Origin of the sequence: Paraburkholderia sediminicola (genome assembly GCF_046026855.1) — a bacterium.
In the GTDB taxonomy this organism is placed as follows: domain Bacteria; phylum Pseudomonadota; class Gammaproteobacteria; order Burkholderiales; family Burkholderiaceae; genus Paraburkholderia; species Paraburkholderia sediminicola_A.
The window spans coordinates 74330-90266 of sequence record NZ_JAQQET010000018.1; the positions used below are offsets into that span (position 1 = coordinate 74330).

Genomic DNA, 15937 nt, shown 5'->3' on the forward strand with positions numbered 1-15937 from the left:
GGCATTGGCGGACTCAGTTGGCGGACTCAGTTGGCAGATTCAAGCGGCAGATTTAACCGGCAGAGTTCGCCAGGCAATTTCAATGAGCAGTTTCAACCGGCAAATTCAACCCGAGGATTCAATCAGCGGAAGCGAGCACCCTCGGATGCTCCACTTGCGCGCTTGCCGCCTGAACGGCAGGCGTGCCCGTAGCGCCGTCCGCTGACCAGCCGCCACCCAAGGCCTCGATCAGTCCCACTGAGGCCAGCAGGCGTCGCGTATTGAGGTTCAATGCATCGGTCTGCGTGGTGAGTTCGGTGGTCTGCGCGGTCACCACGTCCAGGTAGCTGACCACGCCGTCACGATAGCGCGACATCGAAAGCGTCAACGTGCGTTGCGCGGCGACGAGCGCCTCGTTCTGCTGGGTGGCTTCGTCGCCGAGATGATGCAATTGCGCGAGGTTGTCTTCGACCTGCTGGAAGGCGAGCAGCACGGCGGCCTTGTACCTGGCGCCGTTTTCGGCGAGCTTCGCGCGGGCCTGTTGTGTGATCGCTTCACGGCGGCCGCCGTCGAATAGCGTGAGCACCAGGCTCGGCCCGACCGACCAGATTTCGTTCGGCGCCATCAGCCATGGCGAAAGCGTGTCGCTTTGATAGCCGCCGTCAAGACCAAGCGAAATGTCCGGGAAGAATGCTGCCCTGGCCACGCCGATTTGTGCATTGGCCTCGGCGACACGCCGCTCGGCTGCCGCGATGTCGGGGCGCCGTTGCAGCAGCGCCGCAGGCACGCCGGTTGGAATGGACGGCAGATAAGCCGTTTCGATCACCGGCGCAAGGGTGAACGTCGACGCCGGCGCACCGGTCAGGCTGGCGATCGCGTGCTCATACAGCGCGCGGCGTGCGGCGATATCGTCGGCGGAAGCGCGCGCGGTGTCGAGTTGCGTCTGCGCGCGCGAGACGTCGAGGTCGGATGCGATGCCACCGGCGTGGCGGCTTAGCGTGAGTTTGAGCGCATGCTGGTAAGTGTCGATTGTGTCATTGAGCAATTGCTGCTGTTCGTCGAGTCCGCGCAGATTGAAGTACGCGCTTGCCAGATTCGCCTGCAAACTCAAACGTACCGACTCGAGATCGGCCTCGCTTGCCTGCATCGCCGAGCGGCCCGCCGAAACCTCGTTGCGGATCTTGCCCCACAGGTCGAGGTCATAACCGATGCCGACGTCGACGTCATTGGTGCCGTACACCGCGGGCTGACCCGCGCCACGCAGTGGGCGATTGTCCGATTGCCTTTGGCGTTCGACCGACGCTTCAGCGCCGATGGTCGGAAACAACCCCGAGCGGGCTTGCGACAGATAGGCGGTGGCTTCGTCGTGGCGCGCCATCGCCGCGGCCACGTCCGGGTTGGCGGCCGCCACCTGAACTTCAAGGTGATCGAGCACCGGATCGCGATAGACGCTCCACCACGCGTCGCGCGGCACGCGGTCGGCCGGTCTGGCGAGCTGCCAGGCGCCGCCTTCCTTGAATGTCGTCGGGATGCTGGTGGCCGGCGCCTGGTAGGTCGGCGCGAACGAGCAGCCGCTCAGCAGCGCCGCGGCCGCCAACGCGATGCAGATGCGGCGTTTATCCATGAGTGCTCTCCGCCGGCCGGCGTTCGGCTAGCGACGTGTCCGTCGTACCGGCCGGATTGCCTTCAAGCCGCACTTCATCGCCCGAAGTGAGCGAGTCGGGCGGGTTGTCGATCACACGATCCGTTGGATTCAACCCCGACGCGATCTCGACGTGCGTGCCGAGATCGGTGCCGATCGAAACGGATTTGAGCACCGCATGGTTGTCGTTGCCGACCACCGCGACCTGCAAACCGTGCTGCCGGAAAATGAGCGAGCTGGCCGGGATCGACAAGGCGTGCGAGTCGGTCGGGAGCGCGAAATGCACCTCGGTGTACTCACCGGGGATCAGCAAGCCGTTCTGGTTGTCCACCGCGAGCTGCACCAGCAGCGTGCCCGAGGAGGGCGTAATCGCATCGTCGGTGTCGACGAGTTTCGCGTTGAACTTCACGCCCGGGCGTTCGGGCACGGTGAGGGTAGCGGTCATGCCGGGTTTGATGGCGGCCGCTTCGTCCTGCGGCACGCTCACATAGACGCGCAGCTGACGTGCGTCGGACACCGAGAACAGTTCAGGCCCATTGCCGCCGCCCGCGTTGATGAGTGCGCCGATGTCGGTGGTGCGCGCGGTGACGATGCCGTCGAACGGAGCGGTGATGCGCTTGAACGACTCAAGCGCTTCGAGACGCCGAACGTTGGCTTCGGCTGCTGCTACCGTTGCCTGCTTGGCAACGAGATCGCTGGTCTTTTCGTCGGCATCCTGCTGTGAGACGGAGTCCTGCTGCAGCATCTTCGTCCAGCGGTTCGCCGTGGATGCGGCGAGTTTTTCGTTCGCCACTGAATTCTGCAAATCGGCACGAGCCTGCAGCAATTGCTGATCGAGGTCGGGCGTGTCGATTACGCCGAGCAACTGGCCGGCTTTGACGTGGGTGCCGATATCCGCGTACCACGCATGCAGATAACCCGACACGCGTGCGTAGATCGGCGCGTTGACGAAAGCGGACAGTCGTCCGGGCAACACCAGCGTCTGCGCGTCGAGGTCGTGTTTGGGTGTGTACGCCGCCACCGTCGGCACGGCTTGCTGGGCCGACCAGGTGGTGAGTTCCTGCTTCGCATGCACGCGGCTGGCAATGCCGCTAGTCACGATGCCCGCTGCCGCCAGTAGCGCGACGATACCGACCAGCTTCAGATGACGCAGCCGCTTCGGCGAATTGATTTCGATCTCAGTGGACATGATGGACTCCGGGTTCGGATGATGAGTGATCGTGCGAGGGGGCGTTCGACGAGCTATGCGATGGGCCGTTTGACGGACCGTGTGAGGGGCCATGACTCGCCGCATCGCGTCGATGCACGAGACTGAACACGACCGGTACGAACAGCAGCGTGGCGAAAGTCGCGCAGATCAGACCGCCAATCACGGCGCGGCCGAGCGGCGCATTCTGCTCGCCACCGTCGCCGAGGCCGAGCGCCATCGGCGCCATGCCGATGATCATCGCGAGCGCCGTCATCAACACCGGGCGAAAGCGCGTGAAGCCGGCTTCCATCGCCGCGACCAGCGCATTGCCGGTCACCGCCAGCCGTTCGCGGGCGAAGCTCACCACCAGAATGCTGTTGGCAGTCGCGACGCCCATGCAGAGAATCGCGCCAGTCAGTGCGGGTACCGAGAGCGGCGTATGGGTGGTGAACAGCATCCACACTATGCCGGCCAACGCTGCGGGCAAGGCAGTAACGATCACGAACGCGTCGCTCCACGAATGGAAGTTCACGACGATCAGCAGATAGATCAACAGAATTGCGCCGACCAGACCCAGCGACAAACCGAGGAACGCGCTATTCATCGTCTGCACCTGACCACGCAGTGTGACGATCGAACCCTTCGGCACATCTTTCGCCGTCGCATGGATGATGTTCTGAATCTTCGCGGAGACAGCGCCGAGATCCTGACCCTGGGTGGTCGCGAACACGTCGTAGAGCGGTTCGATGTTGTAGTGCGAAACCACCGCATTGCCGACGCCGCGCGAGATCGTCGCGATACCGCCGAGAATCTGCGCCTGACCGCTCTTGCTGGTCACCGGCAAGTTGCTCAGATTGGACAGGGACGTCATGCGGTATTGCGGGGTCTGCGCGACGATCGGATATGACACGCCGTTGTTCGGATTCAACCAGTACGTCGGCGACACCTGACTCGTGCCCGAGAGGCTCGCCACCACGGAATTGGTTACATCCTGTTCGGTGATGCCGAGTTGATCGGCACGTGAGCGGTCCACCGATACGGTGAATTGCGGGTACGTCGACGCCTGCTGGATGCGCGTGTCGGCAATGCCGGGGATCATGCGCATGCGCCGCATCACTTCATTGGCGTAGCGATGATTGGCCGCCTGGTTCGGTCCAGCCACCTGCAAGTCGATTGGCGCGGGTGCGCCGAAATTCAGAATCTGGCTGACGATATCGGCCGGCAGGAAAGCGAACGTTGTTCCGGGAAACTGGCGCGGCAGCGTTTCACGCAGTGTGCGGACAAAGCCGGCGGTGGGTTGGTGGTCCTCGTTCAGCGAGATCAGGATGTCGCCGTCTTGCGGTCCGATCGTGCCGCTGTTGTTATAGGTCAGGTTGATACCGCTATTGGGCAGGCCGATGTTGTCGATGATACCGCGCAACTGGTCCGGCGGAATCGCCCGGCGCACTGCGTTTTCGATCAGATCGAATTGCTCGGCGGTATCTTCGACCCGTGTGCCGATCGGGGCTCGCACGTGGATCGCGATTTCTCCGGAGTCGATATTCGGGAAGAAATTGCGCCCGAGCCACGGGGCGAGCAGAAAGGACGCGCCGACTACGATCAGAAACCCCGTCACGAAACGCTTGCGATGCGTGAGGGCGAGGCCGAGCACGATCCGGTACACGCTGCGCACGCGCTCGAAACGATGCTCGAAGCCGCGCTGAAAGCGCACCAGCGGATTGCGCGACGGTGCCGCGTGCGAATGGCCGCCATGCGGGTCCATCACCGCAGCCAGTTCGCCGGAGGCGTGACCGCCCGATGCATGCGGGCGCAATAGGTATTGCGCCATCATCGGCACGAATGTGCGAGACAGAATGAACGACGCGATCATCGCGAAGATCACCGCTTCGGCCATCGGCACGAACAGGAAGCGCGCAATGCCGTTGAGCAGCAGCATCGGCACGAAGACGATACAGATGCACAGCAACGACACAAACGCGGGCGCGACGATCTGCGCCGCGCCGTCCAGAATTGCACTGCGTACGTCCTTGCCTTGTTCGAGATGCCAGTTGATGTTCTCGATCGTGACGGTGGCGTCGTCGACCAGAATCCCGACCGCGAGTGCAAGGCCGCCGAGCGTCATCACGTTGAGCGTTTCGCCCATGGCGGCGAGACCCGCAATCGCCGCCAGCACTGCAAGCGGAATCGATGCCGCGATGATCAGCGTCGAGCGCCAGCTACCGAGGAACAGCAGAATCATCAGCGAGGTGAGCGCGGCGGCGATCACGCCTTCCCGCGCCACGCCGCTGACGGCGCCTTTCACAAAGGTCGACTGATCGCCCATTGTCACGAGCTTCAATCCGGGCGGCAGCGTCGCTTCAATGCGCGGCAATTGCGCCTTGACACCGGAGATGATGTCGAGCGTCGAGGCGGAGCCGTTCTTCAGAATACTCATCAGCACTGCACGATGACCGTCCACGCGGACCACGTTGCCTTGCGGCGGATAGCCATCGCGTACGTGGGCCACATCGCGGATATAGATCGTGGCGCCATCCACCGTCTTGATCGGCAGCGCGTTCAGTTCGTCGAGTGCGAGCGGGCTGTTGTTCAGCTTGATGTTGTATTCGAAGCGGCCGATCTTTTCGGTGCCCGCTGGAATGATCTGATTCTGCTGCGCGAGGGCGGTGGCGACATCGTTGGCCGAGAGTTTTTTTGCCTGCAAGGCTTGCGGATCGAGATCGATCTGCACTTCACGGGTCTTGCCGCCATACGGCGTCGGAATCGCCACGCCAGGCACGCTCAGCAACTGCGGGCGAATGAAGTTGGTCGCGTAGTCGGCGAGTTTCTGTTCGTCGAGCGTATTGCTGGTCAATGCCAGTTGCAGCACCGGCACTGTGGACGCGTTGTAGTTAAGAATCTGCGGCGGCGTGGTGCCGGGCGGCATCTGCTTGAGCACCGTCTGCGAAACCGAGGTCACCTGGGCGGTCGCGGTGCGGATGTCGACGGTCGGCTGAAAAAAGATCTTCACGATGCCGTAGCCGCGAAACGATTGCGACTCGATATGCGCGACGTCGTTGACGGTCGTGCCGAGCGTACGCTCGTAATAGGTGACGATGCGTCCGGACATATCGTCCGGTTGCAGGCCGGCGTAATTCCAGACCACGCTGATCACGGGAATGCGGATGTCGGGAAAGATATCCGTTGGCGTGCGCAACGCGGCAAGCGGGCCGATCAACAGGATCAGCATCGCAAGCACGATGAACGTGTAGGGCCGGGTCAAAGCTAACCGGACTATTTTTAACATCGAAGGCTGCTCCGTTCAGAGGCGCGATTGAATCTGCGCGGGCGTGTGGCGGTTTTGGGGCTCGCACCAATGGCGTTGCCCGGTAACGGCATTCTGGAGAGCGGGTCCTAACAGTCGCGGACTAAACAAATGAAACTAGTTTTAGGAAGCCGCGGGGGTGCGTGCGATTGCGCCGATAGTCGCGTTGCAACGGCTTTAGCGCTGCATGCAGCGCTAAAGCTTCGTTGGAAAACCTGCGAGTTGAACGGCGTCAGCCGAACAGATAGCCTGAGCCTCGAATGGTGCGAATCAACGGACGCTCGCCGGGCGTCTCGACCTTCTTGCGCAAACGGCCTACGTGTACGTCGATCAGGTTGGTACCTGGATCGAAACGGCAGCCCCACACGGCTTCGAAAATCATCGTTCGCGTGAGCACCTGGCCGGTGTGCCGCATCATGAATTCGAGCACGCGGAATTCGGTGGGTTGCAGATCGAGTTCGCGCTGCCGGTGGGTGACTCTGCGGCGCACCAGATCGATCTCCAGCGCGCCGCTGCGCAACATCGTCTCAGCTTTGGCGTGACGTGGCCGGCGGCGCAACAACACCTCGACGCGTGCGAACATTTCCTCGGACGAGAACGGCTTGGTCAGATAGTCGTCGCCGCCGGCACGCAAGCCCTGAATGCGCTGATCGACATCGGACATCGCGCTCATCACGAGCACCGGCGTTTCCATGCCGACACCACGCATTGTCGCCACGATGGTCAGGCCGTCGAGATCGGGCAGCATGCGGTCGAGTGTGACGACGTCATAGTCGCCCGCCATCACTTTCGCCATGCCTTCGCGGCCCGTGCGGGCCACGTCGACAGAGAAACCGCTTGCGCTGAGTGTGCGAACGATGTCGTGCGCGATCAACTCGTCATCTTCAATCGTTAGTATTTTGGGCATGATGCGCGCGCCCCGATCAGGCCACCGCCCGCAGCGCGACCGGGCGGTCCGGCGCGCGATACTGGCTGACCGCGAAGTCGATGAAACTGCGCACGCGCATCGACAGGTAATTGCGGCCGGAGTAGAGAATCGACACCTGGCGAGGGCCGCCGTTGATTTCGAACTGTTCGAGCACCGGTACGAGCGCGCCTTGCGCGAGATCGTCGGCAATGATCGGCATTGGCAGCAGGGCGATGCCCATATGATTGAGTGCGGCCACGCGCACCATCGCGCTGCTCGTTGCGGTGAGCGCGCTGCCGGTGTTGACGCGGTAGATGCCGTCGTCGTCCGCGAATTCCCAGGTGCGCGACGAACCGTCGGAGACCGTCAGCAGGCCATGGCGGTTCAACGCGGCCGGATCGCGAGGGATGCCGTGACGCGCCAGATAGGTCGGGGAAGCGACGGTCAATTCATCGACACTGGTCAGCGTGCGGCTCACCAGCGTGGAATTGGCGAGTCGCCTGTCGTCGGAGAAACACACGTCGAAACCGCCTTCCACGAGATCGATATGCGTGTCGAATGTTGTCACGTCGAAATCCACGCGTGGATGCAGCGTGCGATACGAGGCCAGCAATGCGCCCAACCCGGCGGTAGCGAACGTCATCGGCGTAGCGATCCGTAACGTGCCCTGCGGATCGCGCGTTGTCTCTAGCAGATTCGATTCCATCTCGTCGAGCTTCTCGATGATTGTGCGGCAACCGTCGAGATACTCGCGGCCTACATCGGTCAGCGAAAGACTGCGCGTGGTGCGGTTCAGTAAGCGCATATTCAGATGTGCTTCCAGTGTGCCGACGCTGCGCGTGACCGCCGCTGCCGACATCCCTAACTGTCTCGCCGCAAGATTGAAGCTGGCGAGATCGACCACTCGTGTGAAGACACGCATCGCTTGTAGCTGGTTCATGTTGGGACAGTAGAGAAGGACGATGGATGCATCATCGGCGATCGCAGGTAAAACGGCACGGCTAGGTGGATTAAGTCTTTTTTAATTTTGTGCAATGTTCATGAACTGGATGGGCGACCCTGTATCTCGATTCGCTCGTGGACCATCAGCAAACCTAAACGATGCGCAAAAAAAGAGCGCGGACTGCGCCGCGCTTCGGAAAGAGACTTGAATGAAAGTAACCGCTATCACGCGGCGGGAGAAGTATAGATGCGAGGCACAGCGAGATGCAGGCGCAATCTGAAATACAGTGCTACGCGAAACGCAACAAGCTGCGTGAGCTCGTCATCCAGTCGATTCAGTTGAGCATGCCGTGGACTTCGAGCGATGCTTCCAGTTGCTGTGTCAGTGCGTGATGCAACCTGGCGAGGCTTTCGGTGGGGAGTGCGAAGCCGGCCCAGCCCAGGCCGGAATGCCGCAGGAACAGTACGGCGCCGTCATGCAGTGGATGCTTCTCGGTGTGCCAGCACGGATCGATTTCAATCACGTACTGATGGGTGCGCAACGGTTCTTTAGGCACTTCCGGGCGCATCATGGCGCGCAGCGCGCTGAGGTGTTCGATCACGGCGTCCAGATCGGCCACTTCGAGCAGTACCGCACTGTCCTCGATGGCGATGCGAACGGCGTTCTGTCCATATTCGTTGACTCTTTCGATGCTCATGGGGCGCGACATATCTCTGCTCCTTCCAGCTCTCACGGTGCGCAAATTATGGCGCGACCTCTCTTAAGCAAGTCTTAAAGAGCACGATCCAGGGATGAAACTTTGTTTAAGGAAGCCGCCTGGCACGATTTCCGCCATATCGCAGATTTGTCCGATGTTTTCGCGCTGTTGGGGGCAGATGACTGGCGCATTTATTCATATGTAAAAGAGGCCAGATGTTTCAATATAGAAACGTTTTTAGTCGATTGGGAATCACGTGCCAAAATGCTTAATCCGGAATGTTTCATTGAATGTGCGGTTTGCCACATTCACACCGCCGATAAATTCCTGATTTGCGAATAAAGGTCTGATTGGATGTTCATTATTTGCGATGTTTAGAGTTCAGGTTTGAAACACTTCTGGATGCGATCGCGGTGGGTCGCTACCGCAAATCCGCTGGGCTGCGCCAGTTTCATGCCCCGTCGTTGCAGGCCTGAAATCGAGCAGATATAAGGTTCTTCGGCATTCTGGCGGACGGCGGACCGGTACGATCTACCGCGAGGCGGGGGCATATGCGGACAGTCATATGAAACGCACGATAATGGTGTTCTTCATACATGGGCTTTCGCAATACCAATTTGTTTTTAAAATTTACTATAGCAAGGCATTACGCTAACATCACGCATAATCCGTTAAGAAAAATTGCCGGCAGTTTTCATTCGCCGTAATTAAATTCGACCATATCGGCCGGCCGAAGGGATAGCGGGGTCCGCAACGTACGACAGTTCTGAGGGAACATCATGCCGCACATGCACCTGGATACTGCGAGGATCACCTGGTTACATACGCCGACGCTAAACGTGCGTAGTGCAGCGCGGCGAATTGGCGTCTTGCTGTTCGACGGCTTCTGGCTGCTCGGGCCTGGCACGGTGGTCGAGATGTTCCAGACCGCCAACGAACTCTCCGGCTCGCGGGCCGGTGAAGAGCCGCCTTATGAAGTGCAGTTTTTATCGATGGACGGCGGCAGCGTCGCGAGTTCTTCGTCGGCCCGAATCTGGACCGATCGTATCGACACACGTTACGGCAGCGGTTTCGACGTGCTGTTCATTGCGGGCGGCTACGGCGCACATGAGGCCGCGCTCGACGAACGGCTGCTTGGCTGGCTGCGATTGGTGCAAACGCGTACTCGCGCGATCGAGACGATCGGCGAGGGCCGTCTCGTGCTGGAGGCGGCGGGCCCCGCGGAGCATGACGGCCTTCAGGTGAACCGTTATCTGAACAGTGCCACGACCGATGCCGCGCGCAGCGCCGCCAATGATCGTAACGACTGTGCGCGCAGTGCGCTGATGTTCATCAAGCGCGATCTCGGCGCGGAGCTCGCGCGCAGCGTTGCCGATCGGGTCATGCCGGGCATGGCCGCCACCTGGGTGCCGCTGCCGGCTGAAGGCGGCACACTCAGTGTCGCCGAGAAAATCCGCGCAGCCGCGCGCTGGATGGAAGCGAATTGCGATCGTTCTGTATCGGTTGCCGACGCCGCCCAGGTGGCGGCGATGAGCGAGCGAAATTTCTTGCGACGCTTCAAGCATGAAATGCACGTCACGCCTTCTGACTATCTGCTGCAGGTAAGGCTGCGCATCGCCTGCAACTTCCTGACTGAAACCGAATTGCCGGTGGACAAGATCGCGCGCCGCAGCGGTACCGGCAACGGCGATCGCCTCGCGAAGATATTCCGTAAGCGTATGGCGCTGTCGCCGACCGAATACCGCGCACGCAGCCGGGTGGCGACCGAAATGTAAGTTTGGGCGGGCGCCGTGCAGACGGCGTACCTCATCGTGGATGGATGCATGCGCAGCGGCATACGCAGCGGTGCGTGCAGTGGCGAACGTGGTTTCTCCGGACAGGCTTCTTACGAGCACAGTGGCCATGGGCAACAAGGTAATGGCGACGGTATTGCCGGAGGTCAAACTCATCGAGCCCGAGGTGTTTTGCGACGAATTCGGCTTCTGCTTCGAGAGCTTCAGTGCGGATGAGTTTACCGACGACGTCTCGCATGGTTTCAATTTCGTGCAAGACCGTCATTTGCGGGCGGTGCGTGGCGTGTTGCGCGGGCTGCACTATCAGGTGCAGCGACCGCAGGGCCGGCTCGTGCGCGTGGTGGTAGGGGAAGTGTTCGACGTCGCCGTAGACGTGCGGCTCAATTCGCCGAACTTCGGCAAGTGGAGCGGCGTCTATCTGAGCGCGGCCAATCATCGGCAGGTATGGGTGCCGCCGGGCTTCGCGCATGGTTTCGTCGTGCTCTCCGATGTCGCCGAGTGCCTTTGGAAGACCACCGAATACTGGTTCCCCGAACTCGAGCGCTGCATCTTGTGGTGCGATCCTGATATCGGCATCGCGTGGCCGATCGAAATCGAGCCGATCCTCGGCGCCAAGGACGCAGCGGGCCGGCGTCTTTACGAAGCGGAAAACTTCGCCTGAGCGCGGCACACGCAGCGATTCAGCACCGTTCAGCGCGTTGCCGCCACGGCGCCCACGCTCGCGGCGACCACCAGCAGGGTGCCTGCTATCTGCAAGACTCCCATCGGTTGATGCAGCACCGTGAAACCGGCCAACGCGCCGATCGCGGGTTCGACACTCATCAGGATCCCAAACGACGCAGCCGGCATGTGCCGCAACGCCACCATCTCCAGCGCGTACGGTAACAACGGAACCAGCAATGCGAGGCCCGCGGATGCCGCGATCTGGCCTGCTGCGATGTGTATGCCGCTTTGCGCGAAACCGAATGGCGTGGCAACCAGCGCGGCTGCAATCAGTGACACCGACAATCCTTCGAGTCCGGCGAACACGGTGCCGATTTTCTTCATCAGCACGATATAGCTGCCCCAGCCGAGCGCGGCGCCGAACGCGAGCAGCACGCCAAGTGGTTCGCCGATCCAGCCCGCGCGATCATGCGAAAGCAGTAGCACACCGGCAATCGCCAATGCGGGCCACAGGAGTGCTCGCGCGCGCCGTACCGCGAAAGTCGCTACCGCGAGCGGCCCGAGAAAATCGATTGCGACGGCCAGCCCCAATGGAATCCGCTGAACCGCCGCGAAAAAGCACAGCGTCATACCGGCCATTGCCGCCCCCAACGCACCGGCCGCGAGCCAATGCGAGCGCGAGTAGGTGAAGAGCCGCGGGCGCACCAGCAACGCAAGCACCGCGGCGGCCCAGCAGAGACGCAACCAGGTGGTGCTGAGTGAACCGTACGCTGTCATCGTCGGCGCGGAGAGCGCGGCGCCGAACTGCACGCTCGACATCGACAGCACGCACAGAAGCGCCGCACCCGCCGCCGCGCTGGCGGGCTTTACCGGGATTGGCGCGGAATTCAGCGTCGGTTTGATCGTGGTGTCCTGCATGGTGGCCTCGTTGCCGCTCTTTGGGATTCGTTGGACGCTATCTTATCGGTGCAAGCGGTATTAAGATAAGTTGATATTTCTTATGATCACTTCAATAAACGTGATGACCCGAGATCTCGACAGCAGTCTCCTGCGTGCGTTCGTTACCGTTGCGGAGACCGGCGCCGTGGGCGTGGCGGCGGTGCGCCTCGCGCGCACCCAGGCGGCGGTGAGTATGCAATTGCGCCGGCTCGAAGAAGAACTGGGGCAGCGTTTGCTCGACCGCTCGCCGCGTGGCGTGCAACTGACCGAAGCGGGGCATCTGCTGCTGCCCTTCGCGCATACGATCCTCGGCGCGGGTGCCGATGCGCGGCGGGCGTTGAGCGCGGGGCAGGTGTCCGGCACGGTGCGGCTCGGCATGCTGGAAGACATCGCGGTCGGTCGGCTGCCGCGCGCGTTGCGGCGCTTTTCGATCGCTTATCCGCAGGTGGCGCTGGAGATCGTCGTCGATACCAGTGCGGCGCTGTCGAACCGGCTTTCGGATGGCGGCCTCGATGTGGTCGTGGGGGACCCCGCGCTGGTCGACTCGGTGCCGCTGCTGACCTGGACGCAGCCGCTCTTCTGGGTCGGCGCGCGCGGGTTTAGTCGCGACGTTGACGCGGCGTTGCCGGTGGTTGCGTTCGGCGGTGCGTGTCTGTGGCAGCAGCAGGTGTTGACGGCGCTGCGGCGCGCGGGGATTGCGTGGCGCATTGTATGTACCAGCACCAGTTTGCCGGCGGTGCAGTCGGCCGTGGAAGCGGGGCTGGGTGTCTCGGTGCTGCTCGACGGCAATATCCGTTCGGAGTCGATGCGCGTGCTCGGTCAGGCCGACGGATTGCCCGATGCGCCTACAGCCGATTTCGGGCTTTTCATGCGTGCGGTCTCCGGCGCTCAGGCGGCCGCCGTGCAGACATTGCAGACGTTCCTGTGCGAGGAATTGCATCTCGGCCTGCGGGAAAACGAGCCGCTTATGGCACCCGCTGGCTAGTGCCCAGGCAATCTGCCGATAACTTGCGGGCATGTACATCAGCGCGCACGCGCGCATGCACGTCCCATGTGAGTTTTTACGACATTTTTTCTTGAGACGCCTGCTCGCGAAATCTACACTTCGTGCATCTTGATAGCGCGAGGTGTTCAACGTGAAGCGACGTGCAACGACGCAGCAAGCTGTCCGTATCGACTACGTATGTCACGGCGTGGGCCGTATCGAATTGCGCCGCTTCGATCCATCGCGCGATTCATACGTTGCGTTGACCGCGCTGCTGCATCGGGCTTTCACACGGCTCGGTGCGATGGGGCTGAATTGCACATGTGTGGATCAAACGGTGGAGACGACGCGTTCACGCGCGACGCGCGGCGATTGCTACGTGGCGGTCTGCGAGGGGCGCATCGTCGGTACGATGACGCTGTATGCACCGGATCACGAGTCGCCTTGCGACTTGTACCGGCGCGACGATATCGCCAGCTTGCGCCAGTTCGGCGTCGAACCGGTGTGGCAGGCGCGTGGCATTGGTACGTTATTGATTGCCTTTGCCGACCATTGGGCCGCGACGCGCGGTTATGCGGAGCTCGCGCTCGATACGCCGCAACCGGCGGCTCACCTGATTGCGTTTTATCGAGGGCAGGGATTTCGCATCGTCGATTTCGTGCGGTTCGACGACAAGCATTACGACAGCGCGATCTTGAGCAAGCCGCCGGTGGCGACGCGTACGCTCGCGAACTGGTCACATAGGTTGACTGTGCCGGCGAGAATTGCGCGCGCGGCATGACGCGTTTGCGTGGTTGGCGTACTTGAGGGCATTGCCTGTGTGCTGCGGTGCAAGGCGTTCGGGATGCGCGGGCGTGTGATGCGTAGGCTCTTGCATTAAAACCGCCGGCGCGGGCAGCAACGGTTGCAATACGGTGTGGCAAGTATTGCAATAGTTGCCGGTGCTCGCACCGGGGCGGGTGTTTCTTCGCTTATTTGGTCAATGCGGTGGTCAGCGTCGCATCACGCCCATCAGCAAGGTGACGAGGAAGATCACCACGAAGATGAAGAACAGAACTTTGGCGATTTCCGTTGCGCCTGCGGCAATGCCGCCGAAGCCGAATACCGCGGCAATGATCGCGATGATGAAGAAGATTACAGCGTATCGAAGCATGGGGCCTCCCACCGATGGATTGCTGAATTGAAGTTAAAAACGGCTACCCGTTGCGGATACTGCGTGCTTCGACGGGTTGTTGCCGGCGAGCGATATACAGCAATAGGTGTGCCCAGGGTTGGAAGAGCAGGTGGTGCCCCTAATCGGTCTACCGATTTTGTGCTGTTACCATCGCGGATCATTGATTCCGCCCACGCCCGCCATGCAACACAATCCACTCAGCGAGATTTCCCTGATCCGCAAGCTGAAGCTCAATCAGCTGATGATCTTCGAACGCGTGCTGGAAACGCGTTCCGTCGTGCGCGCCGCCAACGAGATGCGCTTGACGCAGCCGGCCGTCACCAAGGTCATCCACGAACTTGAGTCGTGTTTCGACGGCGCGCTGTTCGCGCGCTCGAATCGGGGTGTCGTGCCGACGGATCTGGGATTGCTCCTCGGGCGACGGGTCAAATCGCTGATGGCGGAGTTGCGCTACATGACTGACGAGCTCAACGACTTTCGGCTTGGCACCAGTGGCCATGTGATTGTCGGCACGCTCATCTCGGCATCGGCACGGCTGCTGCCCACCGCGATCGCCATGCTGAAAGCGCGCACGCCGAACGTTCTCGTGACTGTGCGTGAGGGCACGACGGCGCATCTGTTCCCGGCGTTGGCGACGGGGGATCTCGATATCGTCGTCGGGCGGTTGCCGGAGCGCGAGTTGCCAATTGCGAGTGCTTTTCCGTTGACGCATGAGGCGCTTTTTGACGAGTCCCTGTGCGTGGTGGTCGGAAAAGGCTATGGGCCGGCTCCGGCTGGTGTGACGCATTTGTCGGAGCTGGTCGGCTCGCCTTGGATCCTCCCGACGCCTGATTCGCCGGCACGGCTTTCCGCGGAGCATCTGTTTCGCGCGGCGGGGTTGCCACTGCCTACGGATATTGTGGAGTCGCTGTCGTTGTTGACGAATATCGGCTTGCTGCTCGATACGCCACGGATTGCGCTGATGCCGAGGGTTGCCGCGCAGCAGTTTGAAGATGCGGGGTTGTTGCGGATATTGGATTTGCCCGAAAGCGGCGCGTTTGGCACTGTTGGGTTTTCGGTGCGGTCGCATAAGGAGCAGAGTGCTGCTTGTCAGGCTTTTGTGGAGTGTTTGCGGGAGGCTGTGGGGGTGGCTGCTGCGCCTGATGGTGTTGGGGTTTGATTTTTTTTGCCCGCGCGGCGCTTTATGTCTGATTGCCTACGGTGTTGGCCTTTCCTTGTTTTCTTAGTGGTGTATTAGCGTCGCCCCTGTGCGGGGCGGGCACTTACTTCTCTTTGCCGCCGCAAAGAGAAGTAAGCAAGAGAAAGCGGCTCACCCCGCTAATTCTTAAGCGGGTCCCCCGCGCAGTCGCGGTAGTGGTGCATCTGGAATCTGTGTTCCCGCACATTCGGCGTCAGTGACAAGGCAGTCATACTTCCGGCGGCGCTGCGCGCGCCGACGCGCACTTCATACAACCAACCACTACGTTTTCGTGCTCACGCCGCCGAGGCAAAACCGATGGTTCCCCGCAAACGAAGCCATTTTGGCTTCTTAAGCAACTTCGTCGTCGCCGAGGCGAAGCCAACGGCCCCCGCTGCGCTATAACGAAGCCCTTGGTTTTTGACGCAACGCCGTCGTCGCCGAGGCGAAGCCGACGGCTCCCACCGTGTCTTAACGAAGCCCTTGGTTTTCCATACAACTTCCTCGCCGCCGAGGCGAAGCCGATGGCCCTCACTGCCCGAAGCGAA

13 protein-coding genes are annotated in these 15937 nt (G+C 61.3%); 5 read left to right on the forward strand and 8 right to left on the reverse strand.

Annotation, left to right across the window (positions count from 1 at the left end):
* Window positions 1–118 precede the first annotated feature (118 nt).
* The 6 genes from PQR40_RS20695 to PQR40_RS20720 all read right to left on the reverse strand — a co-directional run bounded on the left by PQR40_RS20695 (window position 119) and on the right by PQR40_RS20720 (window position 8670).
* Window positions 119–1603 (reverse strand): efflux transporter outer membrane subunit, encoded by a 1485-nt coding sequence (locus PQR40_RS20695; protein WP_408509772.1) that lies wholly within the window; start codon window positions 1601–1603, stop codon window positions 119–121.
* A complete protein-coding gene (locus PQR40_RS20700) occupies window positions 1596–2810 on the reverse strand; it encodes an efflux RND transporter periplasmic adaptor subunit (protein ID WP_408509773.1) in 1215 nt (404 codons plus the stop codon). Before PQR40_RS20700 ends, PQR40_RS20695 begins: the two co-directional genes overlap by 8 nt.
* Window positions 2800–6093 (reverse strand): efflux RND transporter permease subunit, encoded by a 3294-nt coding sequence (locus tag PQR40_RS20705; protein ID WP_408509774.1) that lies wholly within the window; start codon window positions 6091–6093, stop codon window positions 2800–2802. The genes PQR40_RS20700 and PQR40_RS20705 overlap by 11 nt, the downstream gene beginning before the upstream one ends.
* Before the next feature lie 250 nt (window positions 6094–6343).
* A complete protein-coding gene (locus PQR40_RS20710; RefSeq protein ID WP_408232613.1) occupies window positions 6344–7018 on the reverse strand; it encodes a response regulator transcription factor in 675 nt (224 codons plus the stop codon).
* 16 nt (window positions 7019–7034) lie between these two features.
* Entirely contained in the window at window positions 7035–7958 is a 924-nt protein-coding gene (locus PQR40_RS20715) for a LysR family transcriptional regulator (protein WP_408392158.1), read from the reverse strand.
* A 337-nt stretch (window positions 7959–8295) separates the two neighbouring features.
* Window positions 8296–8670 (reverse strand): hypothetical protein, encoded by a 375-nt coding sequence (locus PQR40_RS20720; protein WP_408232607.1) that lies wholly within the window; start codon window positions 8668–8670, stop codon window positions 8296–8298.
* Window positions 8671–9437: 767 nt separating this feature from the next.
* On the opposite strand from PQR40_RS20720, the gene PQR40_RS20725 reads away from it, so the two are divergent.
* Together PQR40_RS20725 and rfbC are read left to right on the forward strand one after the other, a co-directional pair.
* The gene (locus PQR40_RS20725; RefSeq protein WP_408232600.1) at window positions 9438–10433 is read left to right on the forward strand and encodes a GlxA family transcriptional regulator; all 996 of its coding nucleotides are present in this window, start codon (window positions 9438–9440) and stop codon (window positions 10431–10433) included.
* Between the two features lie 127 nt (window positions 10434–10560).
* Window positions 10561–11112, forward strand: a complete 552-nt coding sequence (rfbC, locus tag PQR40_RS20730; RefSeq protein WP_408509775.1) for a dTDP-4-dehydrorhamnose 3,5-epimerase — start codon at window positions 10561–10563, stop codon at window positions 11110–11112.
* Window positions 11113–11141: 29 nt separating this feature from the next.
* Here rfbC and PQR40_RS20735 read toward each other — a convergent pair whose 3' ends face one another.
* A complete protein-coding gene (locus PQR40_RS20735) occupies window positions 11142–12032 on the reverse strand; it encodes an EamA family transporter (RefSeq protein ID WP_408509776.1) in 891 nt (296 codons plus the stop codon).
* An 82-nt stretch (window positions 12033–12114) separates the two neighbouring features.
* Here PQR40_RS20735 and PQR40_RS20740 point away from each other — a divergent pair, with 82 nt between their 5' ends.
* Entirely contained in the window at window positions 12115–13038 is a 924-nt protein-coding gene (locus tag PQR40_RS20740; protein ID WP_408509777.1) for a LysR substrate-binding domain-containing protein, read from the forward strand.
* 151 nt (window positions 13039–13189) lie between these two features.
* A complete protein-coding gene (locus tag PQR40_RS20745; RefSeq protein WP_408509778.1) occupies window positions 13190–13819 on the forward strand; it encodes a GNAT family N-acetyltransferase in 630 nt (209 codons plus the stop codon).
* A gap of 210 nt (window positions 13820–14029) precedes the next feature.
* Here the strand turns inward: PQR40_RS20745 and PQR40_RS20750 are convergent, their stop codons facing one another.
* Window positions 14030–14191, reverse strand: coding sequence for a DUF1328 domain-containing protein (locus PQR40_RS20750; RefSeq protein WP_035551387.1), 162 nt, complete (start codon window positions 14189–14191; stop codon window positions 14030–14032).
* 202 nt (window positions 14192–14393) lie between these two features.
* On the opposite strand from PQR40_RS20750, the gene PQR40_RS20755 reads away from it, so the two are divergent.
* The gene (locus PQR40_RS20755; RefSeq protein WP_408509779.1) at window positions 14394–15371 is read left to right on the forward strand and encodes a LysR family transcriptional regulator; all 978 of its coding nucleotides are present in this window, start codon (window positions 14394–14396) and stop codon (window positions 15369–15371) included.
* Window positions 15372–15937 lie beyond the last annotated feature (566 nt).

What these genes read in the sequence shown, in the direction of transcription:
- PQR40_RS20700 (WP_408509773.1), bottom strand. Translation starts at nt 2,810, where the DNA reads ATGTCCACTGAGATCGAAATCAATTCGCCGAAGCGGCTGCGTCATCTG.
- PQR40_RS20705 (WP_408509774.1), bottom strand. Translation starts at nt 6,093, where the DNA reads ATGTTAAAAATAGTCCGGTTAGCTTTGACCCGGCCCTACACGTTCATC.
- PQR40_RS20710 (WP_408232613.1), bottom strand. Translation starts at nt 7,018, where the DNA reads ATGCCCAAAATACTAACGATTGAAGATGACGAGTTGATCGCGCACGAC.
- PQR40_RS20755 (WP_408509779.1), top strand. Translation starts at nt 14,394, where the DNA reads ATGCAACACAATCCACTCAGCGAGATTTCCCTGATCCGCAAGCTGAAG.
- rfbC (WP_408509775.1), top strand. Translation starts at nt 10,561, where the DNA reads ATGGGCAACAAGGTAATGGCGACGGTATTGCCGGAGGTCAAACTCATC.
- PQR40_RS20695 (WP_408509772.1), bottom strand. Translation starts at nt 1,603, where the DNA reads ATGGATAAACGCCGCATCTGCATCGCGTTGGCGGCCGCGGCGCTGCTG.
- PQR40_RS20735 (WP_408509776.1), bottom strand. Translation starts at nt 12,032, where the DNA reads ATGCAGGACACCACGATCAAACCGACGCTGAATTCCGCGCCAATCCCG.
- PQR40_RS20725 (WP_408232600.1), top strand. Translation starts at nt 9,438, where the DNA reads ATGCCGCACATGCACCTGGATACTGCGAGGATCACCTGGTTACATACG.
- PQR40_RS20740 (WP_408509777.1), top strand. Translation starts at nt 12,115, where the DNA reads ATGATCACTTCAATAAACGTGATGACCCGAGATCTCGACAGCAGTCTC.
- PQR40_RS20750 (WP_035551387.1), bottom strand. Translation starts at nt 14,191, where the DNA reads ATGCTTCGATACGCTGTAATCTTCTTCATCATCGCGATCATTGCCGCG.
- PQR40_RS20715 (WP_408392158.1), bottom strand. Translation starts at nt 7,958, where the DNA reads ATGAACCAGCTACAAGCGATGCGTGTCTTCACACGAGTGGTCGATCTC.
- PQR40_RS20720 (WP_408232607.1), bottom strand. Translation starts at nt 8,670, where the DNA reads ATGTCGCGCCCCATGAGCATCGAAAGAGTCAACGAATATGGACAGAAC.